We start from the raw sequence: 26,000 nt of genomic DNA on the forward strand, positions 1-26,000 counted from the left end.
CGACCAAAGCGGCACGTGCCGCTCACTGTCCTGAGGTGCAGGTCAGCTGCCCAGTCCGGTGATGGCCAGGTTGCGGCTGATTCCATCCAATGGCCCCTGTAACTGCAGGTCCTGTTCCCTCTGGTCAGTGGATTGTTTTTCCGGGAACGGCAGCGTCTCGGTGCGGCTGAGGTCCCAGGCCATGGTGGCACTGATGCTGATTCCGCGGGGTCCGGTCCGGCGGGTGTTGCCCCGGATAAGGAGCAGCCGGGTGCCGAACAGCAACGGGCCGGCCAGCTCCTGGGCTTCGTGGAAGAACACTGAGTCCACGCAGCCGGTGCCGTCATCGATACTGATGAACACCACGCGGCGGCCTCCCCGCATAGGCGGAGTCTGGGTGGCGATCCGGACACCGGCGACCAGCACTTCAGTGCCGTTCCGGAGCCCCAGGAGCTTATCCGCCGTGGTGACGCCCAGCCGGTCCAGCAGGGGCCGGTGGCTGGACATCAGGTGTTCACTGACATCCACCGCCATCAGGTCAAGTTCAGCCCTGACGTTCTCCACCATGGTGGGTGCGGGAAGTTCAGCTTTCAGGTTCCTGAGTTCAACATCGCCCAGGGGCAGGGAAAGCTGGCCGTCTATGACCTCAACGCCTTTCTTGGAAGGACGGTTCTGGAGGGCCTGCAGGTGTTGGACGAGGTCAGCCCTGTTGGCTGCTCCCCCGGACTCCCGATGCAGTGAGTCGAATGCTCCCAGCTGGGCAAGCCGTTTGATGCTTGGCTTACTCAGCCGGGAGCGGGCACGAAGGTCGGCCAGCGAGTCATAGGGCTGCCCTGCCACGATCCTTTTGAGTTCAGCACCGGAAAGTCCGTAGATGCCGTTCAGGCTTAGCCGGATGCCAAGCTTCCCGCTGTCCGGTCCGGATTCCACACGTTCGACGCGATATACCGCCTGGCTCCTGTTGATGTCGAGGGGCAGGATGGGGATCCCCAGCCGCCGGGCTTCAGCCACAAGGAGCCTCTTGGGGTACATGCCCGGATCGTGTTCCCACAACCCGGCCAGGAAAGCCTCCGGGTGGTGGGCCTTCAGCCAGGCCGACTGATAGGTAGGCACGGCGAAGGCTGCCCCGTGTGCCTTGCAGAAGCCAAAGCTGCCAAAGGCCTTCAGCGTCCCCCAGACCTTGTCCACCACCTCGGGGGTGTAGCCCCTTGCCCGGGCTTCCTTGCGGAAGAATTCCTCCACCTTGGGTTCAAGGAACTCGTTCCCCAAGGCTCGGCGGAATTCATCAGCCCGGGCCAGCCCGCACTTTGTCATGACATCGAAGGTCTTCAGGATCTGTTCGTGGAAGACCGTGACGCCGTGGGTTTCCTGGAGCACGGGCTTGAGGTCCGGATGCGGATAGACCTCAGGCGCAAAACCGTGGCGGTGTTCCAGGAAGGGGCGCACCATGTCCGATTTCATGGGTCCGGGCCGGAACAGGGAAATGTCGATGATGAGGTCGTTGAATTCCCTCGGCGCCATCTTGCCGATCAGTTCCCGCTGCCCGGGTGATTCGATCTGGAAACAGCCCAGCGTGTGGGTGCTGCGGATCAGTTCATAGGTTGGTTCGTCATCCAGCGGCACGGCGTTGAGGTCGATGTGCCCGTCAGCGGCGATGTAGTCAGGCCCCGTGCCCTCCGGGCCCACCGGATGGGCGCCGGCAGCCACCACCTCGGCCTTGGAGGGGTGCAGCCGGATGACCTCCCTGACGGCGAAGGCCATGGCGCTCTGCATCCGGACGCCCAGGACGTCCAGCTTGAGCATGCCCATCGGATCCATGTCGTGTTTGTCGAACTGGCTCATGGGCAGGCCAAGTCTGCTGGGCTGGACGGGTGTCCGGTCCAGCAGAGTGGCGTCGCCAAGGATCACGCCACAGGGATGCATGGAGATGTGCCTTGGCAGACGGTCGAGCCTCTCGGTCAGGTCTACGAGCAGGTCCAGCTGCTGGTTTTCTGCGAAATCGCGCTGCTCCACCCGGCCCGCGAATTCCTTCAGCTCCGGCTTCTCCACCAGGGCTTCACGGAATTTCCTGGCCGAGAAGCGCCACAGCTGCTTGGCGATTTCGCCGATATCGCCGTCGTCCATGCCCAGCGCCAGCCCGGCGTCGCGGACGGCACCGCGAGCGCGGTACCCGTTCTGCATGCTCATGAGGGTGACCCGTTCCGCCCCGAAGCGGTCAAAGATCCTTCGGTAGACGTTGTGCCGCTCGGCACTTTCGACGTCGATGTCGATGTCCGGAAGGGTGGCTCTGTCACGGGAGAGGAACCGTTCGAAGATGAGATCGTGCTGCAGGGGGTTCACCTGGCTGATGTCGATCAGGTAGTTGACCAGGCTGGAGGCGCCGGATCCCCTGGCGGCAGCCCTGACCCCCATATCCAGGATCATTCGGGATACCTCTGCGACGGTGAGGAAGTAGGAGGCAAAGCCAAGGTTGGCGATAATCCGCAGTTCGTGGTCCAGCCGTGCCCGCAGTTGCGCTTCAGCCCGACCCGATATCCCAGGGAACCGCCGGACGATTCCCGCCTCGCAGCGTTGGGTCAGCTCAACCAGCGGGTCGCCGTCGATGCCGATGACAGCTGCCTCCGGAACAACGGGCTGTTTCCATCCCATGTCCGTGACGGGATCCATCCGGCAGCGGTCCGCGAGCGCCTCGGTTTGGCCGAGCAGCCTGGTGAGGTCGGTGGCCCCGTAGCCTGCGGAATGGATGATCTCCTTGCCGAGCTGGAGCATTTGGGCCGCCGATTTAAGCCAGCCCTGGCCGTTCGGCTGCAGCAGTGGCTCCGCGGTCAGCTCGGGCAGCGACTTCAGGGTGCGGGCTGAATCCAGGACATCCGCCGTCGCCGCCCCGTCCTCCCCGCAGTACCGCACGGCGTTGGTCAGCACAGCGGGTACGCCGTGCTCGGCAGCGAGCTTGAGCATGCGCACGGCGTGGGCGGTGCTCAGCGGCTCACCGGGGGCGCTGAGGTGTGACACCACTTCTGCGGCCACTGTGCCCTTGGGCATACTCTCCAGCCACTGCTTGAAAAGGGTGCGGGGGCGGAGGTACCGGCGGCCGCCCATTGCCCTCCCGACGTCGGAATCCGGTCCGATCAGGACGGTCAGGACCGGCTCCAGTGTCTCCGGATGCAGGGTCCTTGAAGCGAGTTCGGCGCGGGTCACCGCAACGGGTACTGCTCCCCCGGCCTTGCCGGAGGTGCGGGCATGGGCATCCGAAATAAGCCGGCAGAGGGCGCGGTAGCCTGCGCCCTTGTTGTTTCCGTGGGCGAGCACGACGACGCGGCCCGCGAGCTGGGTGCGGAGGTCGCCGTCGTCGTCGAAGACCGCAAGGTCAACCCCGACGACGGGATCCAGTCCCGCCGCCATGCAGGCTTTGAGGTGTTTGACGGTGCCGTACAGTCCGTCCCTGTCGGTGCAGGCCAACGCCGTGGCGCCGTCTGCGGCGGCCGACTGCGCCAGCTCATCCGGCCAGGAGACGCCGTAGTGCGCGCTGAAGGCGGTGGACACGTGGAGATGGGTGAAGCTCATGCTGATTGCGGCCGGAGGGCATCGTGGATCCGCAGCAGCCTCCAGCGTCCGCTGCTGATGCTCCGTGTCAGGTCAAGAGTGAGGCTGGTTTCCGGGTCCGGCGCGGCCTTGGCATCGGAAAGCCGGACCTGGACGCGCCAGATCTCGTGATCCACCAGACCCGGACCGGTACCAAGGGGCGCCCGGGTTTCCTCTGCCCACCACTGGCGCCGTTCATACCAGCGCACGGGTTCGGCGCAGACCGTGTATTGCCTTCCGGCCCAGGTGAGTTCCAGCGGCTGGCCGGCGGGCGTGCAGATGACATCGACACCCTCGCTGAACATGCCCATGGGCGCCTCCCGGAACACCCTTCCCGCCCCGCAACGGGTGACCGTGGCGGGTGGCAGGAAGAGACTTGAAATGATTCGTTCGAATATATCTTCGAATAAATCAAGTCTACGCCGGGGCGGTGACAAAACCTAGATCAGGGGTGGACGGACGGGAGCGCAGGGGGAAGGATGGAGCCATGAGCTCCCATAACGCACTCCTGAAGCATGTATCCATCGCCGCCAAGGACTCCACCTTGGTGGCGACTTTTGCTATAGACGGGAATATCCCCGGGGCGGGCGCCTACGTGGTGGGCCTTGTGGCCGCCACGCCGGATCATTCCCATCAGCGAAGAATGGGAATCGAGTTCATGAACGGCGAAGCCGTGTCCTTCTATTGCTTCAGCCATGACGGCACCGAGGAGAATTTTGACCTCGGCGGCGTGGAACATTCAGGCAGCACCATTACCGGGAATTTTCCCATGAGTACCGTCCTGGGGCTGGAGAAGGGTCACCTCATGACCGCTTTCAGCGAAGCCGACGGCAGGGACTTCCAGGCCAACGTACCCGTGGAGGAATCCCTCTAGATACGCCCGGACGTCAGCCCGGCATAGCGCCCGCGCACAACGCCGCTAGCTGTTGGCGTTGTGCACTTTCATCTCAAGTTCAGTGAAGGCCGTGATCATGGCACGGTAGGTCTTCTCCACGATGTCCGGGTCGATGTCCTTCTTCTCCGCGGCGGCACGGACATGCTCGATGACCTTCTCCACCCGGCCGGGGGCGCGGACCTCTGCGTCATCGCCCTTGAGGGTGCCGGAAATCCGGATCAGGCGTTCACGGCGCGCAATCAGGGTGACGATCTGCTCATCAACCTCATCGACGGCCACGCGGACAGCTGCGAGCTGCTCCCTGTCGGCCTGGGCGTCTTTGTCGTGTCCGTGATTTGTGGGCATGTGCATGACAGTATCTAAGAATGCAGCCTCGAGTCGACTTCATTTCACTTGGCGTCCGTAGTGTTGACGCCGCACGCAGGTTCTACGTCAACGGCCTGGGTTGGCCGGTGCACCGGGAAGTCCCCGGCGACGTGGTGTTCATCCAGGCAAACCACGGCCTCATTCTTTCCCTCTGGGATGCAGGCCAGATGCAGGCCGAGGCTTCCGTGGACAGCCCCGCCGGGATCCCCTGCATCACCCTGAGCCACAACGTTGGCAGCGCGGCGGACGTTGACCGGGTCATGGCTGAAGCCGAGGCCGCGGGGGCAACGGTCGTGGGCCGGCCGAAAACCCAGCCGTGGGGCGGTTACACCGGGTACTTCGCGGATCCGGACGGCTTCCGCTGGGAAATCGCCTTCAATCCCACGTGGTCGGTTGACGCCGGCGGCACAGTCACGGTCTGAGGCGCGCCCAAAAAGTCTCCCGCCTAGAACAGGCCTGCCACGGGCTGGATGAGTTCCGCTGAATCATTCCTGACGTTCCCGACGGCGGTGCCAACGGCATCGATCGTCCAGCCTTCGGCGACGTCGTGCGCCCCTGCCCTCACCAGGTCCACCAGACCGGCGGCGTCATCCGCCTGGGGGTCCAGCCATGCCTGCATGGTGGTGCGGTCCATGGGCAGCGGCACCCGGTCGTGCAGGGCAGTAAGCTCGGCGAGGATCCCGCCGGCATAGCCCTCGGGCGGCGAGTCGGTGGTCATGATGGAGGTGGACAACATCCAGCGGTGCGGGTCGCCCTCGGGCTTGGACGGATCCTTCCACCACTCATACAGCCCGGCGAACACCAGCGGCATGCCGTCCTTCGGGTGCACGTAATAGGGCTGCTTGCTGCGCCCCTCACCCTTCCATTCGTAATAGCCGTCCGCCGGCACAGCGCAGCGTCTTGACCTCGTTGCCTTGCGGAAGGCCGGTTTCTCCAGGACGCTCTCGCTCCGCGCATTGATCATTTTCGAGCCGATGGAAGGATCCTTGGCCCAGGAGGGCACGAGTCCCCAGCGGGCCACGTGCAGCTGCCGGACCGGGCTGCCGTCCACCAGCCGCTCCAACAGGATGGGCACATCAGCGGTAGGGGCCACATTCCACGACGGCGGAACCACAAGCTCCTCTTCCAATTCAGCGTCAAACTCTGCCAGCAGGTCCCCGACCGCCCTGGCCATCACATAGCGTCCACACATGGCACCAGCATGCCACCGCCCGCAGTCGGTGTCACCCGGCGTCATCGGCCGTCATCGGCCGTCATCGTGGGGGACGGGGAGGGCCCGCCGCCGCGGGAATAGCGGCCACCGGGTTACGGTTGAGGGTAGAGACATCTGCTTTGATTACGACGAGCAACAACGAGCTTGAGGAGAACTCCGTGGATTTCACTCCCGAATCCGGCACCATCACCATGTTTTCGACCACCTGGTGCGGTTACTGCAACCGGCTGAAGAAGCAGCTGGACGCCCAGGGCATCGGTTACACCGAGATCAACATCGAAGAAGTTGAAGGTACCGCCGATCTCGTGGAGCAGCTCAACGGAGGCAACCGCACCGTCCCCACCGTCCTTTTCCCGGACGGCACCGCCGCCACCAACCCGTCGGCGGCCGAAGTAAAGAGCCGGCTCGCGGCCTAGGCCCCGTCCGGCGTAAAGCTGTTCAAAAAGCAAGGCCGGGCACCTGGGTGCCCGGCCTTTTGCATGTCCGCCAGCGCACAGGCAGTTAGCCGCGCAGGCTGGCGAAGTCCGCATACTCCAGCTGCGCGTACCCGGCATACGTGTCAATAACCGCCGCCTCGACTGCCGCAACGTCGAGTCCCGGGACGAGGTCGTCGACGGCGCCCGCAGTGGCCGGGTCCCAGTCCAGTCCAAGGGCGGCATAGCTGGCTTCCAGAACACGGCGGATCGGCCCGGAGTTTTCCACCACGATGACCGAGCTGAACAGCCACCCGCCGGACACAACGCGCTGGGCTGTGCCGATCAGTTTGACCCTGTGCTGCGGATCGGCCGGGTCCTGGCCGTGGACGCTGAACTCCCCCGGACAGTACTCGCCCGGGATTTCACCGACGGCGGCGTGGACTCCCGCACTGCGGAGGGCACCCGCCAGCATCTCGCCGAAGAAGGCGAAACGCCCTTTGGCGCCGGCGATGGCGTCGGCATGCGGTTCCACGTGATCGACGATCAGTGTTCCCTCGTGGTAAGCCGCCGCCCGGCCGCCGGCCTTCCGGACCAAGGGCTCAAAACCGAGCTCCCGGCAGGCCCGGGCCGCTGCCTCAAAGCCGGGGAGGTGCGCGTCCCGCTGGCCGAAGGCCACTGTGGGCGCCGGACGGTACAAACGCAGGGTCGGGCCGGTCCTGCCGGTCTTGGCCATCCCCAGCAGTTCAATGCCGAATTCCAGGTCCCGGGCCGCCCCCAGCGACTCCTCCTGCCGGACGATGGTCAGCGTGGCTGGTGCGCCGGCCGCGTGCTGCATCTTGCTAAGCTCCCTTATGGTCATTCTGCAATTCCTGGTCGTCGCCGCCGCGTTCGCCGTCATCGATGCCATCTGGCTCAAGACGATGAACCCGTTTTACCGCGGACAGATTGGTGAACTGCTGGCCGACCGGCCCAATCTAGGGTACGCGGTGGTGTTCTACGTGATCTACATTGCCGGCATCGTGTTCTTCGCACTGCGTCCCGCGCTCGACGCCGGCAGCTGGCTCAGCGCGGTGGGCTACGGCGCCGCACTGGGCGCGTTCGCCTACGCCACGTACGACCTCACCAATGCCGCGACGCTGAAGACCTGGCCGCTGCAGCTCATTGTCGTGGACATCCTCTGGGGCGCAGCATTGACGGCCCTGGCCACGCTGGCCGGCTGGCTCGTCTTCCACGGGAACTGAGCGCCCCGGAACCACATTCCGCGGAGCTAGGTCCTGCGGATGGTCAGGATCTGTTCGGCCCGGCCAAAGGGTCCGCTGAGGTCGTGGAGCACCGTGGACGTCAGCCCGATGCCGTCTGCGCCGAAGGAGACCGCGTTGTCCAGGCCAAGCCAGTCGCCGGCGGGTTTCCGGTACATATGGATCTGCAGGTCCAGGTTGGGGAAGGCGTAGCTGTCCCTTCCCGGGGGGACGCGGGCCGCTATTCCGTTCGCGGTATCCACCAGCCCCATCAGCCGCGCCACGTCCCCGCTGTCCGCGGTATCCGTGAGCGGGTGTCCGGTGCGAAGCCAGACCTTCCCGGAGCCCGGACGGTGCCCGTCCGCAACGCGCATTTCCAGGGAACGGATGTAGCCTCCCGGCCAGACGCTGGCACCGTCGTACGGTGAGCACTCGTCCGGCCCGGGAATCCGGCCGTCTTCGATTGCTGCGACAGCCGTTGTGTCGGACGTAATCAGCCGCCAGGCCGTGGCGCGGATCGCCACGCGCCCGTCCGCAACGAGTTCCGCCTGCAGCAGTTCGATGGTGCGTCCGGGCCGGAGCGTGGTGGTGACCACCTCGAATTCGCCGCCCGGGATCAGTCCCAGGATCTCGTAGCTCAGGCGCGCCATCCGGACATCGTCCCGCGGGTTGTGCCGCTCCAGGCAATCCGCCATGAGTCCCGAGGCCGGCGCCATGTGCTGTTCGTGCTCGTTCCAGGCACCCTGGGCGTGAATGGTCGAACGGAAACGCCCGCCTCCCAGTGACTCGTAGTAGAAGTCGCCCTCGGCAAGTTCCGGAAGTGCTGCAGTCAACGTCGACCCTTTCGCGCGCTTGGTGATGATCCCAGAACACACTATCGCCTGCGGCGGACCCCGGGCCTCGGGCTGCAGCCGCCCAAACGTCCTGGCGCTGGTCTCACAGCTTCCTCTTATCCTGACCTCATGGCCGGTATAAGTCCGGAGCCTAGAAATAATGCATGACTCCTCCCAAGAACCAACACCGTAAAGGCGGCCGCGTACGCCGCGCCGTCGTCGCCGGGGCCGTTGCCCTCACACTTTCAGCCGGCGGGGCCACCTCGTGGGCACTGGACCGCTTTGTGGTCCAGCACGTGGAAATCTCGGACGTCTCCGCCTACCAGGCAAGCCAGACCGGGACCACGGCGGGCACCACCAGTGAGTCCACCCGCGAACCAGGCAGCACCGCCGCCGTCACCACGGACACTTCCTACGCCTCGGACAGCACCGACATCAATATCTCCACAGTGACCACCGGCAGCGGCGACAGCACCGTCACCACCTACGTTGCCGACGTCGTGCTGGATGACGCCACCACACTGCAGTCCGCGTTCGCCAACAACAGCTTCGGCGAGAACATCACCGAGACCACCTCCGCGATCGCCGAAGACAACAACGCGGTGTTCGCCATCAACGGCGACTATTACGGCTTCCGCGACACCGGCATCGTGATCCGCAACGGCGTGGTGTTCCGCGACGAGGGCGCCCGGCAGGGCCTGGCCTTCTACCGCGACGGCACCGTGAAGGTCTACGACGAAACCGCCACCACCGCCGAGCAGCTGCTGGCGGACGGCGTCTGGAACACCCTCTCCTTCGGCCCGTCCCTGCTGGACGACGGCGAGATCGCCGACGGCATCGAGGACGTGGAGGTGGACACCAACTTCGGCAACCACTCCATCCAGGGCGAGCAGCCCCGCACCGCCGTCGGCATCATCGACGAAAACCACCTGGTGTTCGTGGTGGTGGACGGCCGCAGCCCCGGCTACAGCTCGGGCGTGACCATGACCGGGCTGGCGCAGATCATGCAGGACCTCGGCGCCACCACGGCGTACAACATCGACGGCGGCGGATCCTCCACCATGTATTTCAACGGGGAGCTGGTCAACAACCCGCTGGGCGAAAACAAGGAACGCGGCACCTCCGACATCCTCTACATCGCGCAGTAGAGGCCGGCCATGATCATCCTGATCCCGGCCTACGAGCCGGACCGGCAACTGCCCGCCCTGATCCGCTCCATCCGGGAGACCGAACCGTGGGCCACCGTGGTGGTGGTCGATGACGGCAGCGGCCCCGCATACCGCGAGGTGTTCGACGGCGTCAGGGCGCTTGGGTGCCACGTCATCGGATACTCCCGCAACCGGGGAAAGGGCTTCGCCCTCAAGACCGGTTTCGGCTTCATTGCGGACCACCTGCCCGGCCGGAACGTGGTCTGCGCCGACAGCGACGGCCAGCACACCATCGTGGACATCCTTCGCGTGGCGGCCGCGGTATCGGGTGACCCGGTACAAAGTGCCGCGGCCGAGAGCAGCCCGTTACAGGGCGGCCCAACGGCCATGGTGCTGGGCACCCGAAGCTTCACCGGCAACGTCCCCGCCCGCAGCAGGTTCGGCAACAACGCCACCAGGCTGCTGTTCACCCTGGCCACCGGCGAGCGCATTGCCGACACGCAGACCGGCCTCCGCGGCTACCCCGCCTCCATGCTCCCCTGGCTCCGGTCCGTCCACGGCGAGCGCTACGAGTACGAGTTGAATCTCCTGCTCGAGGCCAGGCAGGCCGGCTACGCGATCAGGAGCGTGGACATCGCCACGGTGTACCTGGATCACAATGCGGGGTCGCATTTCCGGCCGCTGGCGGACTCCGCCCGGATCTATGCGCCGCTGCTGAAATTCCTGGCGTCCTCGTTCACGGCGTTCCTGGTGGACACCGTGATGTTCCTGATCCTCAATGCGGCCGCCGACTCGCTGCTGCTTGCGGTGGTCGGCGCCCGGGCCGTGAGTTCGGCCATCAACTTCGCCGTCAACCGCAGGGTGGTGTTCCGGCACGGCCGGGAGAAGCCTGCAGCGCAAACCGGTGTCCGCTATTTCAGCCTGGTACTGGTGCTGCTTGCCGCCAACTTCGCGCTCATCGCAGTCCTTGACGCGGTGTCCCTGCCCCCGCTGGCCGCCAAGATCCTCGCTGAAGTCGCCCTGCTGGCCGTCAGCTACGCGGTACAGCAGCGGCTTCTCTTCGCCAAGCGCGCCGCCAAACCCGCGGAGGAAACCCGCAAGGAACGCTCAGCCGACACTCATATTCCGGCCTAGGTTCCGTCACAGCACCTGCACAGTTTGGCCGGGGATCGTAAAGACCAATCCACCAATCAGATTCCGGAGAATTCCATGACACCGCTCATCCTTATCGCCGCCGACCTGGCCGCCATCAGCATCCTGACCTTCGCCCTCTACCTGCGCCGGCACCGGCGCCGCGACCTGGTGGTGTCCTACCTCGGCATGAATGTCGGCGTCATGGCCGTTGCCGCCGCACTCTCCGGCTCCGCCGCCGGCGTCGGCCTGGGACTCGGCCTCTTCGGCGTCCTGTCCATCATCCGGCTCCGCTCCACTGAGCTGGCCCAGCACGAGGTTGCGTACTACTTCTCAGCCCTGGCCCTTGGCCTGATCGCCGGCCTTGGAATCGACCCCGTGTGGCTGCCGCTGGCGCTGATGGCCATGATCCTGCTGGTGATGTTCGTGGGCGACCACTCACGGGTCCTGCCGGCCTACCGCCACCAGACAGTGATCCTCGACCGTGCCATCGCCGTGGATGAGGAACTCTACGCCCGGCTCGAAGAGGTGGTCCACGGCAAGGTCCACTCGGCCACCGTGCAGGAGCTGGACCTCGTCAACGACAAGACGGTCGTCGATGTGCGCTACGCCTACGTTCCGGCAGCGTTCCCCGCCGGCCCTGCCGCCCTGCAAATCCCGTCGGCCGGGACCCCCGTCATGGAACCGGCAGACCTCGCCCCCTTCCCGACGGCGGCTGCCCGCCACGCGGCGGACCCTGTCCATGCCTCGGCAGGTGCGGCATGAGCGCCCCGGCGCAAGCCGGCGTCCTGGGCACCCTGCGCCTGCTGCCGCCGGTCGGGCTGGACGAACTGAACGCCGAAGCCGCACTGCAGACCCGGGTGGACCGCAAGTATGTGGTCCCCGAGACGCTGGCACAGCAGCTACTGGCCACGTTCGACGCCGAGGTCCGGGTGCTGGAGATGGACGGCTCCCGCTGCTTCGCTTACGACTCGGTGTACTTCGACACCGCGCAGCTGGACAGCTACCTAATGGCGGCCCACGGCCGCCGTCGCCGCTACAAGATCCGCACCAGGACCTATGTGGACAGCGCCATCAGCTTCCTGGAAGTCAAGACGGAAGGCGCCCGCGAGGCCACGATCAAGGAACGCATCCCCTACGACCTCAGCGACCGCGCCCGGCTGACGGCCGAAGGCCTGGACTACGTCCACGAAACCCTCGCCGCCGCGGTGGGGGACGTGCCCTCCGGACCTTTGGGGCCCGTGCTCGAAACCCGCTACTTCCGCACCACGCTGTACCTGCCCGAATCCGGCAGCCGGGCCACCATCGACACGGACGTGACCTGGCAGCGCCCCGGCCAGCAGGCCTGGGTACTGGACGGCGCCGTGATCCTCGAGACCAAGTCCGGATCGACGGCCGGCCCGCTGGACCGGCACCTCTGGGCACACGGAGTGCGGCCCTCCCGGATCTCCAAGTTCGCCACCGGCATGGCGGCGCTCTGCCCTGACCTGCCGGCCAACCGCTGGAACCGGACACTGCGCCGGAACCTGGCTCTCCGCCCCGCCGCCTGACCTACTGCTCCCCCGAATACTTCACAGAAGGAACACACCATGAAACGCTTCCGCACCGCCCTGTCCGTCACCGCCCTCGCCCTCGCCGTGGGACTGGCAGGCTGCTCCGCCGCCGGCACGGCATCCACCGGCACCTCCATCACCGGCACCACAACCTCGGGCACGGCAGCGTCGTCCGGAACCGCCGAGGCCGTCTCCCTCGACACCCTCGCGGCGGACACCCACTACGACGCCGACGACCTCACCTGGGACGCGGCGTCGGAAGTAGCCGTGACCCTGGCGAACGGCGCCAGCACTGTGGCCTCCGGCACGTCGTCGGACGCTGTGAAGGTCGACGGCGGCACTGTCACCATCAGCGCGGACGGCACGTACCGCCTGACCGGATCGCTGTCGGACGGGCAGGTAGTGGTCGCCGCCGGTGAGGAAGCCGTGGTGCGCATCATCCTCGACGGCGCGGATATAACCAGCTCCACCGGCTCCCCGTTTGTGGTGCAGAGCGCCAACGAAGCCATCGTCGTCCTCGAAGACGGCACGTCCAACACCCTGAGCGACGCTGCCACGTACGCAGACCAGGGCGAGGACGCCCCCGATGCCGCGCTCTACTCCATGGCGGACCTCACCATCGCCGGCACCGGCTCGCTCACAGTGGACGGGAAGTACAACGACGGCATCTCCTCCAAGGACGGCCTGGTGCTGGCCGCCGGAACCGTGAAGGTGGATGCCGCGGATGACGGAATCGTGGGCAAGGACTACGCCGTGCTCCTCGACGGCGACTACCAGGTCACGGCCGGCGACGACGGATTCAAGTCGGAGAACGAGGAAGATGAAGGCCGCGGCTGGGTGCTCATCAACGGCGGCACCCTGAACGTAAGCGCCGGTGACGACGGCATCAAGGCCTTCAACACGCTCACCATCGCCGCCGGCACCGCCACGGTGGAAGAGTCCGAAGAAGGCCTGGAAGCCCAGCACATCATGATCTCCGGCGGCACGGCCACCGTCACGTCCAACGACGACGGCGTCAACGCGTCCGGCGGCAGCTCTGGCAGCACCGATTCGCAGGGCGGAATGGGCGGCGGTGAGATGGCCGCGGGCGACTACACCGTGGAAATCACCGGCGGCTCGCTGACCATCAATTCGCAGGGCGACGGCCTGGACTCCAACGGCAACGCCACGATCACCGGCGGCACGGTGGTGGTCAACGGGCCCACCAACGACGGCAACGGTGCGCTGGACGTCAACGGCGAACTCGTGGTGAACGGCGGAACAGTCGCGGCCGCGGGAAGCTCCGGCATGGCAGTGACGCCCGGAACGTCCTCATCGCAGTCCGGCGTCCAGCTGACCTTCGGCTCTGCCCTTCCGGCCGGCACCACCTTCCAGCTCGCGGATTCGAGCGGCGCCGTGGTGGCGACCTTCGTGACGGCGAAGCAGGCAGCCTCGCTGGTCTTCTCCTCCGCAGCCATCACGGCCGGTGAGGAATACACGGTGTACACCGGCGGGACGGCCCAGGTCACCGCCGGTCTCGGAGACGGAACTCTCGACGGCGCACAGGAGCAGGGCACCGTGACCGCCGGCGAATACACGGCGGCCCGCGGTCCCGGCGGCCGCTAACCGGCCCGCCACAGGATAACGGCGGGGGACGACGGCTTGGCCGCGTCCCCCGCCGTTCCCGTGTGCCGTCTTTCAGTGCTGTCTTCCTGTGCGCGGCACCCTTTCGGACTAGACTCAGGAACTGGTTCTCCTAACTACGCTCGGAAGAGGTATTCCCCTGATACGGGTCATCAGCTACAACCTTCGAAAGCACGCGGCGCGCGGCGAACTGCTCGATCTGGCCCGCGACTTCGGGATAGATGCCTTGTGCCTGCAGGAGTGCGACACTACGGATTTACCGGACACGCTGGGGCCCCTGCACCTGGCCGATTCGACCAAGGGCAACAGGCTGGGACTTGCCATCTACTACCGGATGGACCGCTTCACGGCCTTCGAAACCAACACTTTCGCCCTGAAGAAATCACTGCACGACCGGGTTCTGGCACCGGCGCATGAGCGGCTGATCGGCACGAGGGTCGTAGACAACGAAACGGACCATGAGCTGGTGATCGCTTCCTTCCACGCGGCGCCCCTGACGGCTTCCAATTCGTTGCGCCGGAAACAGATCAAGGCGGCACACGCGGAGCTCCTCGGCATGGGCAGCGGACTGATGACTCTTATGGTGGGTGACTTCAACTACCCCTTCTTCACGAAGAACCTCACGGAACACATGAAAAATTCCGGCTACGAGCTCTCGCTCAGTGACCGGCGGACCTATACGAGGTACAAGGTCTTCAAGGGGCATTTCGACTTTGCCACCTCCCTCGGGCTGGACATCGAGAACGTGGAGACCCTGCCGCGCGGCGCGTCGGACCACCTTCCCATCCTGGTATCCGCCGAATATGGCCAGGATTCCGGCCCGATCCAGGGAACGCCTTAGCCCTGACGCCGACCACCAGCCCGGGAGGCACCATTTGCGCCGCGATTGGATCCTGAAAGCCGTACCGGGCATCGACCTGGCCCGGACCTATCAGCGGTCGTGGCTCAGGGCCGACCTTGCGGCGGGCGCGGCGCTCAGCGCGGCGCTGATTCCCGCCGGCATGGCCTACGCGGAGGCCGCCGGTCTGCCGGCAGTCACGGGACTGTACGCCTCGGTGGTTCCCATGCTGTTCTATGCCGTCTTCGGCCCTTCCCGCGTCCTCATCGTGGGACCGGATTCGTCGCTGGCGCCCATGATCGCCGCCGCGGTGCTTCCGCTGGCCGGACGGGAACCGGACCATGCCGTGGCGCTGGCCGGCATGCTGGCCATCCTGATCGGAGGGTTCCTCATCGCCGGCCGGCTTTTCCGGCTCGGATTCATCACCGGGCTGCTGTCGAAGCCGATCCGGGTGGGATACCTCAACGGCATAGCGCTCGCGGTCATGGTCAGCCAGCTGCCCAGGCTTCTTGGCATCCAAGTGTCAGGCGGCTCGTTGCAGGCAACAGCCGCGGGTACGGCGGAGGCAGTGCTCCAAGGAGCCGTGAATCCTGTGGCGCTGCTGTTCGGAGCGGCCACAGTGATCATCATCGTGGCCGGCCGGTTCCTGCCCGGGAGGGTGCCCGGCGTGCTGCTGGCTGTGGCGGCGTCCATCGCTGCGGCCGCCGCCTTCGACCTCAAGGATGCCATGCCCATGGTCGGAGCCCTTCCCCAGGGGCTTCCCACGCCCGCCCTGGGCGGCATCACCCTGGATGATGTTGCAGGACTCGTTGGTCCGGCGGCCGGCATCGCGCTCATCGCCTTTGCCGATACCTCAGCCTTATCCAAAAGCCTCGCAGGCCGCCGTGGCATCCACACCAGCGGCAACCAGGAAATGGGGGCACTGGGGATTGCCAACGTGGCCAGCGGCCTACTGGGCGGCTTCCCCGTCTGCGGCAGCTCGTCCCGGACTCCCATAGCGCTCGACGCCGGTGCCCGCACCTCGTTCAGCGGCATCGTGGCCGCGGCCCTGGTGATCGTGTTCATGCTGGTAACCCCCGGCGTGACTGCCTTCCTCCCCACCGCCACGCTTGCCGGCGTCGTCATGGTGGCGGTCTCCTCGCTGGTGGACGTCAAGACCCTGTTCCGGCTGGTCCGGATGAGCCGGGTGGAAACGGCGCTCCTTGTGGCCACCTTCCTCGGCGTCGCCTTCATGGGCGTGCTGCAGGGCATCGTCATCGCCATCGCACTGTCCCTGATCGCGTTCATCCGGCGGGCATGGGATCCCTACCGCACCGAACTGGCCAGCCTGGAGGACGTCCCGGGCTACCACGACATCAGCAGGCATCCGGAGGGCCAGCGCGTCCCCGGACTGGTGATCGCGCGCTTTGACGCACCGCTCTTTTTCGCCAACGGCGAGGTGTTTGCCGAGCACATCCGCAGCCTCGTGGCCAACGCCCCCGGACCGGTGAAATGCGTGATTGTGGCTTCCGAGGCCATTACGGACCTGGACACCACCGCGTTGGACGAGCTCGTGGAGCTAGACGACGAACTCGCCGGCCAAGGCATCAGCCTGGTCTTTGCGGAGTTGAAGGGCCCGGTTAAGGACCGCCTGCTCAGGTTCGGAGTGAGCAGCAGGTTCGGCCGCGACCATTTCTTCCCCACGGTCAACAACGCGGTGCGCAACTACAAGCGGACGTCCGGGCTCTCCTAGCTCACGCCGGAGCCAGCGGGATGACCTCGACGCGGGATCCGGGGCCTGTGACCACCAAAACCCGGTCCGCGGCGACGCCGTCCAGTGCACTGGCCAGCCGGTCGGGCAACTCATCCGCTGTTCCCTCAGTTGCATCGGAGGACCCGGCGTCGGCCTTTATCCAGACGGTGACACTCGCGCCGGTGACCTCGGCGGCAACGCGGGCCAGCGGTTCCGGGTCGCCGGCGGTCACCAGGATCACCTTCCCGACGGTCCGCTTCCGCGCGGGCGCGGCAGCGGCCGTGAGGGCACGGTCGTGCCGCCACACCGCGAAGTGGTATCCGGCGGCAAGCCCTGTTGCCACGAGCAGGCCAAGCGGTGCGCGGGTCCGGTCCACCAGGCTTCCGCCCGAGACGTCGCCGAGCACGAATTCGAAGACGCGGTATCCGATCACCAGGAGGGTGATGACGGCGACCACCGCGCTCAGGCCAAATACTGCGATGAGGTACACCCGCCGTCCCCGGCGCCCAAGCTCGGTCGGTTCCGGCGGGACTCCGGGCTTCCAGGTGAGCCACCACAGCGGACCGCCGACCGCCAATGCGCTGATGCCACCCAGCAGCAGCGCCCGTGTGCCGCTGCCGGCGAGCGGAGTGGCCGCGATACTGAGTACGGAATTGACCACAACGCCGATTCCGGTGGCAGCTGCGGCCAGGGCAACCCCGGAGGTCACCAGCTTCGCTGCCTGCAGGGTTGCCGCGGCACGTCCCAGCGAGACGGCGCGGTGGTAGGCCCAGACCAGGGAGCCGACAGCGCCCGCCGCCATGGCTGCGCCCAGCGGTTCAAGGAGTTCGCTTACGGGGTCCGTGCGGTCAAAGGCGAGCCGGAGGAGGACGAACAGGACAGTACCGATGCCGCCAAGCGCCAGGATGATCGCCCCGAGGATACCGACCACCACCAGCCCGACATCGGCAAAACCTGTCTTCAGCCGGCGTCCGGCTTCGTGGATCCAGTGCCACCACCAGATGGCCCCGCCTCCGGCGGCCCAGACAAGCGACTGCAGCACGGACCGCCACCACGGTTCCCCGACTGAGGCTGACGCCGTGAAGCCACGGATGGCAGTGTCCAGAAGCGTTGCCATCGCCGTAACGGTGCCGCCCACGCCGATGATGAGCCCGAAGAATGCCCCTACCACGATGGGCACGTCCGGCATCAGCACGGGACTCTTGCGCGGATGGCGCAGCATCCAGCGGTGCCACGCCAACACCCCTGCCCAGACCAGCCCGTTGGACAGTGACAGCTGCCACCCCTGCCATTCGCCTCCGGCGACAGAGGCCAGGGCACCGAGCAGCCATGATGTAGCCGTGATGAGTGCGACGGCGTACATGATGGTCAGGTACAGGCCCCAGCCCACGGACTGCCGCTCCATCGGGTCCTCGAGCCGGCGCCAGACGAACCACCACAGGGCAGCTGCCATGGGGCCGCCGATCAGGGTGAATGCGAGCGAACGGGCCAGGCCCGCCACGTCACCCCCAGCGACCACGGTGCCTGCACCCAGCAGCCGTCCCATCAGGCCGCTAAGGCCTATCGCGGCCACCACCACCAAGGCGAACAGCAGCGTGTAGACGATCAGGCGGCGGACCGTGGGCTGGGCGGACCCGGCCGCCGGCGCCGGCACCGTCCGGGCGGCGCTCACGGCTTTACCGCCCGGTTCGCGCAGACCCTGAGTTGCCAGGGAGAGGAGTCGATCAGCCACTTGCCGTTCGTTTTGACGAGGTCGAAGACGTCCTCGGTCTCGTACTCGGAGTTGCCGAAGGGGCCGCTCCCGTTCGACACCACTATCAGCACCCGCACGTCCGCGGACGCGGCCCGCTCCGTGGTGGAAACCAGCGTGACCCGCAGGTTGTCCGTGGAAGCCCGTTCGAAATCGACGCACTGGGTCCGGGCGGACTCCGTGAGGTACGCCATGGCAGCGGTCTCGTCCCCGCCGATGACGGCGGCCGAGTAACGCTGAACCACGCCCTGTGGCGTTGACTCGTCCAGCAGGGCAGGTTCTCCCCGCGAGAAAACCACTGCCAGGGCCGCCACCACCAGGACGGCAATAATCGCCACGATAATCACGAGGATCCTGTTCGGTTTTCCCGCCGCTGCGTCCATGTGGTCAGTATGGACCACTCCCCACCCTCTAGCTACGGTACTTTCGGCCCTCCCGGCGGGGGGTTGCTATCAGCGCCGCCGGAGACAATCGTTGCTTCATGGGAAAAGGAAACATTCGAAGGGCATTAGCTGCCGGGTTGCTGGTACTTCTCGGCCCGCTGTGCGGGACGGCTGCCGCCCGTGCGGAGCCGCCGGCTGAGATCGTGGTGGAAGACAGCGCCGGAGTGCTGGACCGCAACCGGCTGATTCCGGCGGTGGAGTCGTTGGACTTCTACGAACCCACCAGGGTTGCCATTTTCACGTACAGGGGTTCGGCGGAGGACAACCTCAACGAGGAGGTGCTTCGCTTTGCCCGTGCTGAACATCCGGAGTGGATCAGCGGGGACGGCCAGAAATGGGCGGACGGCCTCTTCATCTTCGCCCTGGACCCGGTGGGGCGGCATGTGGGCACCTATATGGGCGAGGACCGCAAGGTTTCCGTTGAAGAGCGCGAGGACATCCAGAACGCATCCAAGGATCTGCTCCGTGACGCCCAGTGGACCGACGGCACCATCGCGGGCATCCGGCGCGGCGCCGAGCTGATCAACCAGCCGTGGTACCGTTCCAGCGCCTTCCTCGCCACGGCCTGGAGCGCCGGTGCCGCCGCCGTACTCGGCGCCGCAACGTGGCTGCTTGTGCGCTGGCGGACCCGGACGGACAGCCGCAAGGAGCTGGCTCGCGGTGATGCGAGCTACGCCAACGTCAGCATGGATCTGCAGGTCACCGAGCTCAATGCCGAGACCATACCGGAGTCTTCGCGGTACGGCAGCACCGTGCTGGAGAAGCACCGCACGTTCCTGAACAAGTACAACGCTGCCACCGCACTATCCAACCAGGCGCACGAACTGACTCCCCGCGCCATGAGCCGGCGGCCCAACCTCAAACTGATTCAAAGCTTTGCCGACGCCGCCGCTGAGCTCGACGCGCTGGACGACGTCATTGCGGACACCAACGCGCTCCTCAATCGGGGGTCGGCGTGGGCATACGCGTGGGACCGGCAGCTGGCGCCCTTCCGCAGTGACCTGGCTGCCCTGGAACAGATGCTCGGCAAGCGGCACGCCGAAGGCGATTCCGCGACGGCCGCAGCGCTCCGGTCCTTCCGCGACCAGAGCCACCGGGAGATCGAGCGGTGGTCGGCTGAACTCGCCGACGGCTCAATCGCTCCGGAAACAGCCCTGGACCGGTTGCGGGACGCGCGGACGCACCTGTCCGAGCTGCTGAAGGACCACGCCGACACGGTCATCGCGGGCTTCGCCAAAAACGCGCGCGAAGCCGACCTGATGCGCGACGAAATGGAGAGCGCGCAGGCCGGAAGCAAGGCCAAGTACGGCCGCGCCTACGAGCCAAGCATCCTTGGCACGGTCTATCCGTCCTACTACTTCTTCTCGGTTCCCACGTTCAACGCCGGCTTCAACACAGGTGTGAGCAGCGTCGCCAGCGCCCGTGGCGGAGACGGCAGCACAACGGGGTACGGCAGCAGCGGCGGTAGCTTCTCCGGGTCAGGGAGTTCGTCCAGCTTTTGACTGCTGCCGGACCGTGTCAGTGCGGCGGCTGGATCCTGTCAACGATGAAATCCCCGCCGGGAATGACGGTGGTTTCATGGCCGTCGTCGAAACGCACCACATACGGCGGCGCTCCGTCAGCGCCGTGGACCTCAACAATCTGGCCGTGCCGGTCCGACGATTCGACCGTCTTGCCCCGGATCGTGATCCGGTCTCCCTGGGCTGCCTTCATGGCAATCACCTCCAAGAACCAGAGTACGAGTGTCGGGGCGCCTGCAACAGGGCCGGCGTCTGGCGCTCGCGGCCGCTTGGCAGGAGTATGGGGATATCACTGATCTTTGACCTTGGCTCGGGACCGAGGGGGAAAGGCTATGGCGGATGAAAAGCCCACCAGCTGGTGGGCCACGCTACCCGGTCTGCTGACGGCTGCCGCTGCGGTGATCACCGCGGTGACGGGGCTGCTGCTGGGGCTGGGGCAACTCGGAGTGTTCGACGGCGGCCGTCCCGCCGCCACGGCGGGCAGCTCCCCCGCAGCCGGCGCTTCACAGCCCGGCGTCCAGCCCCAACCAAGCGGAACCACGACCGGCGCCGGTGAGAGTGCGGGGTGGACGGCGGCCTTGCCGGCCGAGCGAAAGTACAGGTCCGCCGACGTCGAATATGAAATTCTCGATGCGCGGGTGCGCCCCGACGTCGCCGGGAAGGTGGCGCTGACGTTCACTGTCCGTTGCACCAACCACGGTCGGTATGACGTGAACTTCTGGGACTCAACGTTCAGGCTGAACGCGGGCGGCATCAACCATTCGCCCGATTCCGGCCTGAACGATCTCGTGGTGGGCGATGCGAGCAAGTCGGGCGACGTCCGCTTCACAGTACCGGCGGACACCCGCGGCGCCCTTCTGCGCATCAAGTTCGCGCAGGGCGAGGCCACGGCACAGCTGTCCATCTCGCCGCCCTGAACAGCCGGCGGCCCCGGTCTAGACGGCCACCACCCAGATGGCATCCGAGGCCGACGCCCCGAGGTCGATGTCCCGGTCGGGCCCATGCAGCCGGATCGTGGTCACGTCCGCATAGGGCCGGTGCTCCCTGACGGTGAGCCTGGTATCCGGGGCGAGCCCAAGCTGGGTGAAATAGCGCAGCATCTGCGGATCCGCGTCTGAGATCCGGGTGATGGCCACCGTGCCGCCGGCGGCCGCGGCGGAGAGCTGCGTTCCCTCCGGGAGGTGGGGCTTTCCGTCCGGAGTGGGTATGGGATCACCGTGCGGGTCCCGGGTGGGATGACCAAGTTTTCGGTCCAGGCGTCCAATCAGTTTGTCCGACACCGCGTGTTCCAGGACTTCGGCCTCATCGTGGACTTCGTCCCAGCCGTAGCCGAGTACGTCCACCAGGAACGTCTCCAGGAGCCGATGCCGGCGGACCATGGCGACGGCGTGCTCCCGGCCCTCGTCGGTCAGCTCGATGCTTCCGTACGGGGCGTGGGCAACCAGCCCCTGGCGTGCCAGCTTCTTGATGCCATCTGACACGGTGGACGGCCTGACCCCCAGCCGTTCGGCCATAACGCCGACGGTCACGGGTGTGGCGGACCACTCCGTGGCTGACCAGATGAGCTTCAGGTAGTCCTGGGCGGCTGAGGACAAATCGGAGACCGGCATGCCATCCATGGTAGCAAGCCACGGGCAAATGTTAGGCTTAACGAACAATAATGTTTGCAGTGTTAAATGGACAAGGATCGGTATGCCGAAAAATGCCTCGAGGGCGTTGCCTAGCCGGCGCTCCATGTTGTCCGGCGCAGCCGCCCTTGCCGCTGTCCCGGCCTTTTCCGCCCTGCAGGCATCGGCGTCGAGCGGTCACGACCAGCACTCGGGCAACGGCACGGCCACAGGCTCCGGCACATCGCGCGCAGGCGACCCGCCGTCGGCCGTTGGCACCGGCGTCAGCCACGCCGGACATGCCGGCTTCGCCGGTGGATCGGTCCTGCCCGAACGGGCCGGCATCGACCCCACGGCCATCCTGCGGGACTTCGACCGGGGGAAGACCAGCACCCTGCCGGACGGCAGGACGCTGCGTGAGTGGGACATCGTCGCGGTGGACAAGGACTTTGAGATCGCCCCCGGCGTCACTTTCGCGGGCTGGAGCTACAACGGGCGTATCCCCGGCCCCACGCTCTGGGCGCGAGAGGGCGACGCACTACGCATCAACTTCACGAACGCCGGGGCCCACCCCCACACGATGCATTTCCACGGCATCCACCGGGCGGAAATGGACGGAACACCGGGCATCGGCGCCGGGTCCATCGCACCGGGGCAGAGCTTCACCTACGAGTTCGACGCCACCCCGTTCGGCACGCATCTCTACCACTGCCATCAGTCGCCCCTGGCCCCGCACATCGCCAAGGGTCTCTACGGTGGCTTCATCATCGAGCCCAAGGAAGGGCGGCCGAAGGCCGACGACGAGATGGTCATGGTCATGAACGGCTACAACACCGATGGCGGGGACGACAACGAGTTCTATTCGGTGAATGGCCTGCCGTTCCACTTCATGGACTTCCCCGTGCAGGTCAAGCAAAACGCCCTCGTCCGGATCCACCTGATCAATGTCCTCGAGTACGACCCCATCAACTCATTCCACGTACACGGCAATTTCTTCCACTACTACCCCACCGGGACCATGCTGACGCCCAGCGAATACACGGACACCATCTCCCAGGTCCAGGGCCAGCGCGGCATCGTGGAACTCCGCTTCCCATACCCTGGCAAATACATGTTCCATGCCCACAAGACCGAATTCGCGGAACTGGGCTGGATGGGCTTCTTTGAGGTGGGCGCATCATGAGCCTGGATGAAAAGACAGCTGGGGCGCAGGCTGCAGAATTGCACCGCCGGCCGCCGGTACCGCGCTGGCTGCTCGGCCTCGGTCCGCTGGTACTGATCGCGATCCTGCTCGGGCTGTTCTCGCTCCTGAATGCGCCGGGCCTCGCCCAGCTTTCGGAGGGTGTACCGCCCAAGGAGGAGGTCGCCGTCGAGGACGTCCGCCTCACGCCCGGCCAGATCGAAATCACCGTCCGCAACGAAGGCCCGGACCCGGTGGCAATCGCGCAGGTCAATATCTCGGACTACTACGCCCCGTTCACGCAGACGCGCGAGACCATGGCGCCGCTGGAATCAACCACGCTCACGATCAGCTACCACTGGGTCGATGGCGACCCCTACGAGGTGGCCCTGGTCACCTCCCTCGGCGGCAAGATCACCGCCGAAATCGACGCCGCTGCCCTCAGTCCGGAACGGGGCAGCTCATTCTTCAGCCTCATGGCCCTGCTGGGCATCTACGTCGGGGTCATCCCGGTGGCACTGGGGATGCTCTGGATGCCGTTCGTCCGACGCTCCCCTGGCTCCTGGATTCGTATCCTGCTCGGAGTTACGATCGGGCTGCTTGGTTTCCTGGCCATTGATGCGACTCTCGAGGGCATGGACGTGGTTGCCGAGAACGGAGCCTTTGGAGGAACCCTGGTGGTGTTCCTCGGAGCACTCCTCGCATACCTGGCACTGGAGGGCATCGATGCGTGGATGCGCAGGCATCAGGACCTGAGCATCGCGGGCCTGCCCGCGGCACTGCCGCCCCAGCGGCTCGCCCTGCTAATTGCGATCGGCATCGGACTTCACAACCTCGGCGAGGGCCTCGCGATTGGATCGGCCTACAGCGTCGGCTCGCTCGCGCTCGGGGCCACGCTGATCGTCGGTTTCGCCATCCACAACACCACCGAAGGGCTGGCCATCGTCACACCCCTGGCAAAGGAACCGCCCAGCCTCGGACGCCTGGCGGTGCTGGGCCTGATCGCGGGAGTCCCGGCCATCGCAGGAGCCCTGATCGGGGCCACGGTCTACCAGCCCGCCCTGTCGGCTTTCCTGCTGGGCGTCGGCGCCGGCGCCGTGGCCCAGGTGGCCATCAAACTCCTGCCCATGATGAAGGACCACGCAGGAAGGACCTTCACGCCGCTTACCAGCGCCGGCATTATTCTGGGGCTGGCGGTGATGTTTGCCACCGGGCTTCTGGTCCAGGCCTGAGTGGTGGCCCAGATTCGGTAACGGCACGGCGAGCGCCGCGGGAGCTCAGATGCGAGTAGCGAGCCTCTCTATACTTGGTTTCGCCGTTTGTCAAATGGAGTGTTTTGCCTTCACGCCGCGAGGCGTAGTCTACGTGCATGTTCTTGCGGGGGGACTCACACGCTTGGAGGAATCATGCGCTGGATGACCCACCCTGTCCGCAGTCAAGCTCGGCACTTGGCGGACCCTCCGGAGGACACTTCCGCCAAGGACCGGCACGGTCGGCGGTGGACTGCGATCGTAGGTGTTTTGCTGCTCACGGTGAGCACCGTGGTTGGCATAGCCAGCTCATCGAAGGCTGCCGAGCCAACGATCATCAGCCTCACTTTTGACGACGGCAACGGCAGCCAGCTCGCAGCCGCCCAGGTACTCAGGGCGCACGGGCTGGTGGGAACCTTCTACATCACCACCTCCTTCATCGGTTCCTCCGGTTTTCTCACGCAGGCGAATCTGAACACCCTGGCTGCCGACGGCAACGAGATCGGCGGCCACAGCGTGACCCATCCGGACCTGACCACCCTCAGCGCCGCGGCCGCCCGCGCGGAAGTCTGCAACAGCAAGACGACGCTTGAGGGCTGGGGTTTCACTGTCCGGAACTTCGCCTATCCCTTTGCCGCAGAGAACGCGACCGCCCAGTCGGCAGTCCGGGATTGCGGCTACGCCAGTTCACGGGGCCTGGGTGACCTGCGCTCGCCGGAAAGCTGTGCCACCTGCCCTGTGGCCGAGTCGCTGCCGCCGGGCAATCCAATGGTCACCAAGGCTCCGGACCAGGTGGCCAGCTCGTGGACCCTCGCGGATCTGCAGGCACGGGTCACCGACGCAGAGACCACCGGCGGCTGGGTGCAGCTGACCTTCCACGAAATCGCCGTGGGCACGGATCCGACGCTGTCCATCACTCCCGCACTGTTCGAATCCTTCGTCACGTGGCTAGCCGCGCGGACGGCCAACGGGACGACGTCGGTCCGCACCGTGGCGCAGGCATTGGGCCAGTCCTCCGCTCCCCCAACGTCGCCCTCTCCGTCACCGTCACCCTCTCCGTCGCCGTCGCCCTCACCGTCACCGTCGCCCTCACCGTCACCGTCGCCCTCTATCTCGTTCGTTGACGTCCCGCCGGGCTCGGCGCTGTACACAGAGGTCAGCTGGATGGCGAACCAGGGAATTGCCGGCGGCTGGTACGAAAGTGACGGTACCCGTACATTCCGTCCCGGCGTGGCCGCCAGCAGGGACATGATGGCCGCGTTCTTCTACCGGATGGCCGGGAGCCCTGCCTATACGCCGACGGGTTCCCCCTTTGCGGATGTCACGCCGGAGACCCCTTTCTACAAAGAGATCCTGTGGCTCGCATCCCAGGGAATCACCAACGGCTGGGCTGAAGCCAACGGAACCAGGACCTTCCGCCCGACAGTGGCTGTCAACCGGGATCAGGTCGCCGCATTTGTGTACCGTTTCGCTGGCAGCCCTGCCTACACACCCACAGCACCTCCCTTTGTCGACATCTCCCAGCAAAACGCCTTCTATGCAGAGATCGCATGGCTGGCGTCCAACGGGATCTCCAACGGCTGGGCGGAACCCGACGGCACCAGGACCTTCCGGCCCGGATTGCCCGTCAACCGGGACCAGGTGGCTGCCTTCCTCTACCGCTACAACACCGCCTTCCCGGCGTAACAGCCGTCATGAGGCAG

27 protein-coding genes and 1 pseudogene are annotated in these 26,000 nt (G+C 66.0%); 17 read left to right on the forward strand and 11 right to left on the reverse strand.

Annotation, left to right across the window (positions count from 1 at the left end):
- Positions 1-42 precede the first annotated feature (42 nt).
- Both CXQ91_RS06180 and CXQ91_RS06185 read right to left on the reverse strand, forming a co-directional pair.
- Positions 43-3,543 (reverse strand): DNA polymerase III subunit alpha, encoded by a 3,501-nt coding sequence (locus tag CXQ91_RS06180; protein WP_104173042.1) that lies wholly within the window; start codon positions 3,541-3,543, stop codon positions 43-45.
- A complete protein-coding gene (locus tag CXQ91_RS06185) occupies positions 3,540-3,872 on the reverse strand; it encodes a DUF6504 family protein (protein ID WP_104173043.1) in 333 nt (110 codons plus the stop codon). Before CXQ91_RS06185 ends, CXQ91_RS06180 begins: the two co-directional genes overlap by 4 nt.
- Positions 3,873-4,048: 176 nt before the next feature.
- Here CXQ91_RS06185 and CXQ91_RS06190 point away from each other — a divergent pair, with 176 nt between their 5' ends.
- Positions 4,049-4,435 carry a hypothetical protein gene (locus CXQ91_RS06190; RefSeq protein WP_104173044.1) on the forward strand — a complete coding sequence of 129 codons (387 nt, stop codon included), beginning with the start codon at positions 4,049-4,051 and terminating at the stop codon, positions 4,433-4,435.
- A gap of 45 nt (positions 4,436-4,480) precedes the next feature.
- Here the strand turns inward: CXQ91_RS06190 and CXQ91_RS06195 are convergent, their stop codons facing one another.
- The gene (locus CXQ91_RS06195) at positions 4,481-4,807 is read right to left on the reverse strand and encodes a chorismate mutase (RefSeq protein WP_104173045.1); all 327 of its coding nucleotides are present in this window, start codon (positions 4,805-4,807) and stop codon (positions 4,481-4,483) included.
- A 14-nt stretch (positions 4,808-4,821) separates the two neighbouring features.
- Between CXQ91_RS06195 and CXQ91_RS06200 the strand changes: the two genes are divergently transcribed.
- Positions 4,822-5,244, forward strand: coding sequence for a VOC family protein (locus CXQ91_RS06200; RefSeq protein WP_104173046.1), 423 nt, complete (start codon positions 4,822-4,824; stop codon positions 5,242-5,244).
- A gap of 23 nt (positions 5,245-5,267) precedes the next feature.
- Here CXQ91_RS06200 and CXQ91_RS06205 read toward each other — a convergent pair whose 3' ends face one another.
- Complete coding sequence (locus CXQ91_RS06205) at positions 5,268-6,014, reverse strand: SOS response-associated peptidase (RefSeq protein ID WP_104173047.1); 747 nt, start codon at positions 6,012-6,014, stop codon at positions 5,268-5,270.
- Positions 6,015-6,193: 179 nt separating this feature from the next.
- Between CXQ91_RS06205 and CXQ91_RS06210 the strand changes: the two genes are divergently transcribed.
- Positions 6,194-6,451, forward strand: coding sequence for a mycoredoxin (locus CXQ91_RS06210; RefSeq protein WP_011692168.1), 258 nt, complete (start codon positions 6,194-6,196; stop codon positions 6,449-6,451).
- Between the two features lie 85 nt (positions 6,452-6,536).
- Here the strand turns inward: CXQ91_RS06210 and CXQ91_RS06215 are convergent, their stop codons facing one another.
- A complete protein-coding gene (locus CXQ91_RS06215; protein WP_104173048.1) occupies positions 6,537-7,286 on the reverse strand; it encodes a lipoate--protein ligase in 750 nt (249 codons plus the stop codon).
- Positions 7,287-7,302: 16 nt separating this feature from the next.
- Here CXQ91_RS06215 and CXQ91_RS06220 point away from each other — a divergent pair, with 16 nt between their 5' ends.
- On the forward strand, positions 7,303-7,692 hold the full coding sequence (locus tag CXQ91_RS06220) for a DUF2177 family protein (protein WP_104173049.1): 390 nt from the start codon (positions 7,303-7,305) through the stop codon (positions 7,690-7,692).
- A 26-nt stretch (positions 7,693-7,718) separates the two neighbouring features.
- On the opposite strand, the gene CXQ91_RS06225 is transcribed toward CXQ91_RS06220, so the two are convergent.
- Complete coding sequence (locus tag CXQ91_RS06225; protein ID WP_104173050.1) at positions 7,719-8,522, reverse strand: thioesterase family protein; 804 nt, start codon at positions 8,520-8,522, stop codon at positions 7,719-7,721.
- 164 nt (positions 8,523-8,686) lie between these two features.
- On the opposite strand from CXQ91_RS06225, the gene CXQ91_RS06230 reads away from it, so the two are divergent.
- From CXQ91_RS06230 to CXQ91_RS06260, 7 genes are all read left to right on the forward strand, one after another.
- On the forward strand, positions 8,687-9,670 hold the full coding sequence (locus CXQ91_RS06230; protein WP_104173051.1) for a phosphodiester glycosidase family protein: 984 nt from the start codon (positions 8,687-8,689) through the stop codon (positions 9,668-9,670).
- A 9-nt stretch (positions 9,671-9,679) separates the two neighbouring features.
- Positions 9,680-10,804, forward strand: a complete 1,125-nt coding sequence (locus CXQ91_RS06235) for a bifunctional glycosyltransferase family 2/GtrA family protein (RefSeq protein ID WP_104173052.1) — start codon at positions 9,680-9,682, stop codon at positions 10,802-10,804.
- A 75-nt stretch (positions 10,805-10,879) separates the two neighbouring features.
- Positions 10,880-11,566, forward strand: coding sequence for a DUF4956 domain-containing protein (locus CXQ91_RS06240; protein WP_104173053.1), 687 nt, complete (start codon positions 10,880-10,882; stop codon positions 11,564-11,566).
- Entirely contained in the window at positions 11,563-12,351 is a 789-nt protein-coding gene (locus CXQ91_RS06245; protein WP_104173054.1) for a polyphosphate polymerase domain-containing protein, read from the forward strand. The genes CXQ91_RS06240 and CXQ91_RS06245 overlap by 4 nt, the downstream gene beginning before the upstream one ends.
- Positions 12,352-12,390: 39 nt before the next feature.
- Entirely contained in the window at positions 12,391-13,959 is a 1,569-nt protein-coding gene (locus CXQ91_RS06250) for a carbohydrate-binding domain-containing protein (RefSeq protein WP_104173055.1), read from the forward strand.
- 160 nt (positions 13,960-14,119) lie between these two features.
- Positions 14,120-14,818, forward strand: a complete 699-nt coding sequence (locus CXQ91_RS06255) for an endonuclease/exonuclease/phosphatase family protein (protein ID WP_104173056.1) — start codon at positions 14,120-14,122, stop codon at positions 14,816-14,818.
- A 34-nt stretch (positions 14,819-14,852) separates the two neighbouring features.
- Entirely contained in the window at positions 14,853-16,547 is a 1,695-nt protein-coding gene (locus CXQ91_RS06260) for a SulP family inorganic anion transporter (protein ID WP_219816494.1), read from the forward strand.
- 1 nt (position 16,548) lies between these two features.
- Here the strand turns inward: CXQ91_RS06260 and CXQ91_RS06265 are convergent, their stop codons facing one another.
- Together CXQ91_RS06265 and CXQ91_RS06270 are read right to left on the reverse strand one after the other, a co-directional pair.
- Positions 16,549-18,279: a DUF5671 domain-containing protein gene (locus CXQ91_RS06265; RefSeq protein WP_308471390.1), complete on the reverse strand. Its 1,731-nt coding sequence runs from the start codon at positions 18,277-18,279 to the stop codon at positions 16,549-16,551.
- Positions 18,216-18,680, reverse strand: coding sequence for a hypothetical protein (locus tag CXQ91_RS06270; protein WP_181038796.1), 465 nt, complete (start codon positions 18,678-18,680; stop codon positions 18,216-18,218). Before CXQ91_RS06270 ends, CXQ91_RS06265 begins: the two co-directional genes overlap by 64 nt.
- Positions 18,681-18,778: 98 nt before the next feature.
- Here CXQ91_RS06270 and CXQ91_RS06275 point away from each other — a divergent pair, with 98 nt between their 5' ends.
- Positions 18,779-20,242 carry a DUF5129 domain-containing protein gene (locus CXQ91_RS06275; protein WP_104173060.1) on the forward strand — a complete coding sequence of 488 codons (1,464 nt, stop codon included), beginning with the start codon at positions 18,779-18,781 and terminating at the stop codon, positions 20,240-20,242.
- A gap of 16 nt (positions 20,243-20,258) precedes the next feature.
- On the opposite strand, the gene CXQ91_RS06280 is transcribed toward CXQ91_RS06275, so the two are convergent.
- Positions 20,259-20,453 carry a DUF1918 domain-containing protein gene (locus tag CXQ91_RS06280; protein WP_104173061.1) on the reverse strand — a complete coding sequence of 65 codons (195 nt, stop codon included), beginning with the start codon at positions 20,451-20,453 and terminating at the stop codon, positions 20,259-20,261.
- A gap of 139 nt (positions 20,454-20,592) precedes the next feature.
- On the opposite strand from CXQ91_RS06280, the gene CXQ91_RS06285 reads away from it, so the two are divergent.
- On the forward strand, positions 20,593-21,177 hold the full coding sequence (locus CXQ91_RS06285; RefSeq protein WP_104173062.1) for a hypothetical protein: 585 nt from the start codon (positions 20,593-20,595) through the stop codon (positions 21,175-21,177).
- A gap of 18 nt (positions 21,178-21,195) precedes the next feature.
- On the opposite strand, the gene CXQ91_RS06290 is transcribed toward CXQ91_RS06285, so the two are convergent.
- Positions 21,196-21,870, reverse strand: a complete 675-nt coding sequence (locus tag CXQ91_RS06290) for a metal-dependent transcriptional regulator (protein WP_104173063.1) — start codon at positions 21,868-21,870, stop codon at positions 21,196-21,198.
- 124 nt (positions 21,871-21,994) lie between these two features.
- On the opposite strand from CXQ91_RS06290, the gene CXQ91_RS06295 reads away from it, so the two are divergent.
- The 3 genes and pseudogenes from CXQ91_RS06295 to CXQ91_RS25695 form a co-directional block, all read left to right on the forward strand.
- The gene (locus CXQ91_RS06295; protein WP_258073849.1) at positions 21,995-23,050 is read left to right on the forward strand and encodes a multicopper oxidase domain-containing protein; all 1,056 of its coding nucleotides are present in this window, start codon (positions 21,995-21,997) and stop codon (positions 23,048-23,050) included.
- Positions 23,047-24,279, forward strand: a complete 1,233-nt coding sequence (locus CXQ91_RS06300; RefSeq protein WP_104173065.1) for a ZIP family metal transporter — start codon at positions 23,047-23,049, stop codon at positions 24,277-24,279. Before CXQ91_RS06295 ends, CXQ91_RS06300 begins: the two co-directional genes overlap by 4 nt.
- A 183-nt stretch (positions 24,280-24,462) precedes the next feature.
- Positions 24,463-24,969, forward strand: a pseudogene (locus tag CXQ91_RS25695) (polysaccharide deacetylase family protein); the annotation flags it as partial.
- A 5-nt stretch (positions 24,970-24,974) separates the two neighbouring features.
- Here CXQ91_RS25695 and CXQ91_RS25700 read toward each other — a convergent pair.
- Positions 24,975-25,547, reverse strand: coding sequence for a hypothetical protein (locus CXQ91_RS25700; protein ID WP_374953635.1), 573 nt, complete (start codon positions 25,545-25,547; stop codon positions 24,975-24,977).
- A 22-nt stretch (positions 25,548-25,569) separates the two neighbouring features.
- Between CXQ91_RS25700 and CXQ91_RS25705 the strand changes: the two genes are divergently transcribed.
- Complete coding sequence (locus CXQ91_RS25705; RefSeq protein ID WP_374953636.1) at positions 25,570-25,983, forward strand: S-layer homology domain-containing protein; 414 nt, start codon at positions 25,570-25,572, stop codon at positions 25,981-25,983.
- Positions 25,984-26,000: the final 17 nt, after the last annotated feature.

Origin of the sequence: Arthrobacter sp. Y81 (assembly GCF_002929335.1) — a bacterium.
Taxonomy (GTDB): Bacteria; Actinomycetota; Actinomycetes; order Actinomycetales; family Micrococcaceae; genus Arthrobacter.

Excerpts from the sequence above, each read along its gene's own strand:
- CXQ91_RS06180 (WP_104173042.1), bottom strand. The coding sequence starts at position 3,543 with ATGAGCTTCACCCATCTCCACGTGTCCACCGCCTTCAGCGCGCACTAC.
- CXQ91_RS06185 (WP_104173043.1), bottom strand. The coding sequence starts at position 3,872 with ATGGGCATGTTCAGCGAGGGTGTCGATGTCATCTGCACGCCCGCCGGC.
- CXQ91_RS06190 (WP_104173044.1), top strand. The coding sequence starts at position 4,049 with ATGAGCTCCCATAACGCACTCCTGAAGCATGTATCCATCGCCGCCAAG.
- CXQ91_RS06195 (WP_104173045.1), bottom strand. The coding sequence starts at position 4,807 with ATGCACATGCCCACAAATCACGGACACGACAAAGACGCCCAGGCCGAC.
- CXQ91_RS06200 (WP_104173046.1), top strand. The coding sequence starts at position 4,822 with ATGCAGCCTCGAGTCGACTTCATTTCACTTGGCGTCCGTAGTGTTGAC.
- CXQ91_RS06205 (WP_104173047.1), bottom strand. The coding sequence starts at position 6,014 with ATGTGTGGACGCTATGTGATGGCCAGGGCGGTCGGGGACCTGCTGGCA.
- CXQ91_RS06215 (WP_104173048.1), bottom strand. The coding sequence starts at position 7,286 with ATGCAGCACGCGGCCGGCGCACCAGCCACGCTGACCATCGTCCGGCAG.
- CXQ91_RS06220 (WP_104173049.1), top strand. The coding sequence starts at position 7,303 with ATGGTCATTCTGCAATTCCTGGTCGTCGCCGCCGCGTTCGCCGTCATC.
- CXQ91_RS06230 (WP_104173051.1), top strand. The coding sequence starts at position 8,687 with ATGACTCCTCCCAAGAACCAACACCGTAAAGGCGGCCGCGTACGCCGC.
- CXQ91_RS06235 (WP_104173052.1), top strand. The coding sequence starts at position 9,680 with ATGATCATCCTGATCCCGGCCTACGAGCCGGACCGGCAACTGCCCGCC.
- CXQ91_RS06240 (WP_104173053.1), top strand. The coding sequence starts at position 10,880 with ATGACACCGCTCATCCTTATCGCCGCCGACCTGGCCGCCATCAGCATC.
- CXQ91_RS06245 (WP_104173054.1), top strand. The coding sequence starts at position 11,563 with ATGAGCGCCCCGGCGCAAGCCGGCGTCCTGGGCACCCTGCGCCTGCTG.
- CXQ91_RS06250 (WP_104173055.1), top strand. The coding sequence starts at position 12,391 with ATGAAACGCTTCCGCACCGCCCTGTCCGTCACCGCCCTCGCCCTCGCC.
- CXQ91_RS06270 (WP_181038796.1), bottom strand. The coding sequence starts at position 18,680 with ATGGACGCAGCGGCGGGAAAACCGAACAGGATCCTCGTGATTATCGTG.
- CXQ91_RS06275 (WP_104173060.1), top strand. The coding sequence starts at position 18,779 with ATGGGAAAAGGAAACATTCGAAGGGCATTAGCTGCCGGGTTGCTGGTA.
- CXQ91_RS06280 (WP_104173061.1), bottom strand. The coding sequence starts at position 20,453 with ATGAAGGCAGCCCAGGGAGACCGGATCACGATCCGGGGCAAGACGGTC.
- CXQ91_RS06285 (WP_104173062.1), top strand. The coding sequence starts at position 20,593 with ATGGCGGATGAAAAGCCCACCAGCTGGTGGGCCACGCTACCCGGTCTG.
- CXQ91_RS06290 (WP_104173063.1), bottom strand. The coding sequence starts at position 21,870 with ATGCCGGTCTCCGATTTGTCCTCAGCCGCCCAGGACTACCTGAAGCTC.
- CXQ91_RS06295 (WP_258073849.1), top strand. The coding sequence starts at position 21,995 with ATGTTGTCCGGCGCAGCCGCCCTTGCCGCTGTCCCGGCCTTTTCCGCC.
- CXQ91_RS06300 (WP_104173065.1), top strand. The coding sequence starts at position 23,047 with ATGAGCCTGGATGAAAAGACAGCTGGGGCGCAGGCTGCAGAATTGCAC.
- CXQ91_RS25700 (WP_374953635.1), bottom strand. The coding sequence starts at position 25,547 with ATGTCCCTGCTGGCGGCCACGCCGGGACGGAATGTACGGGTACCGTCA.
- CXQ91_RS25705 (WP_374953636.1), top strand. The coding sequence starts at position 25,570 with ATGGCCGGGAGCCCTGCCTATACGCCGACGGGTTCCCCCTTTGCGGAT.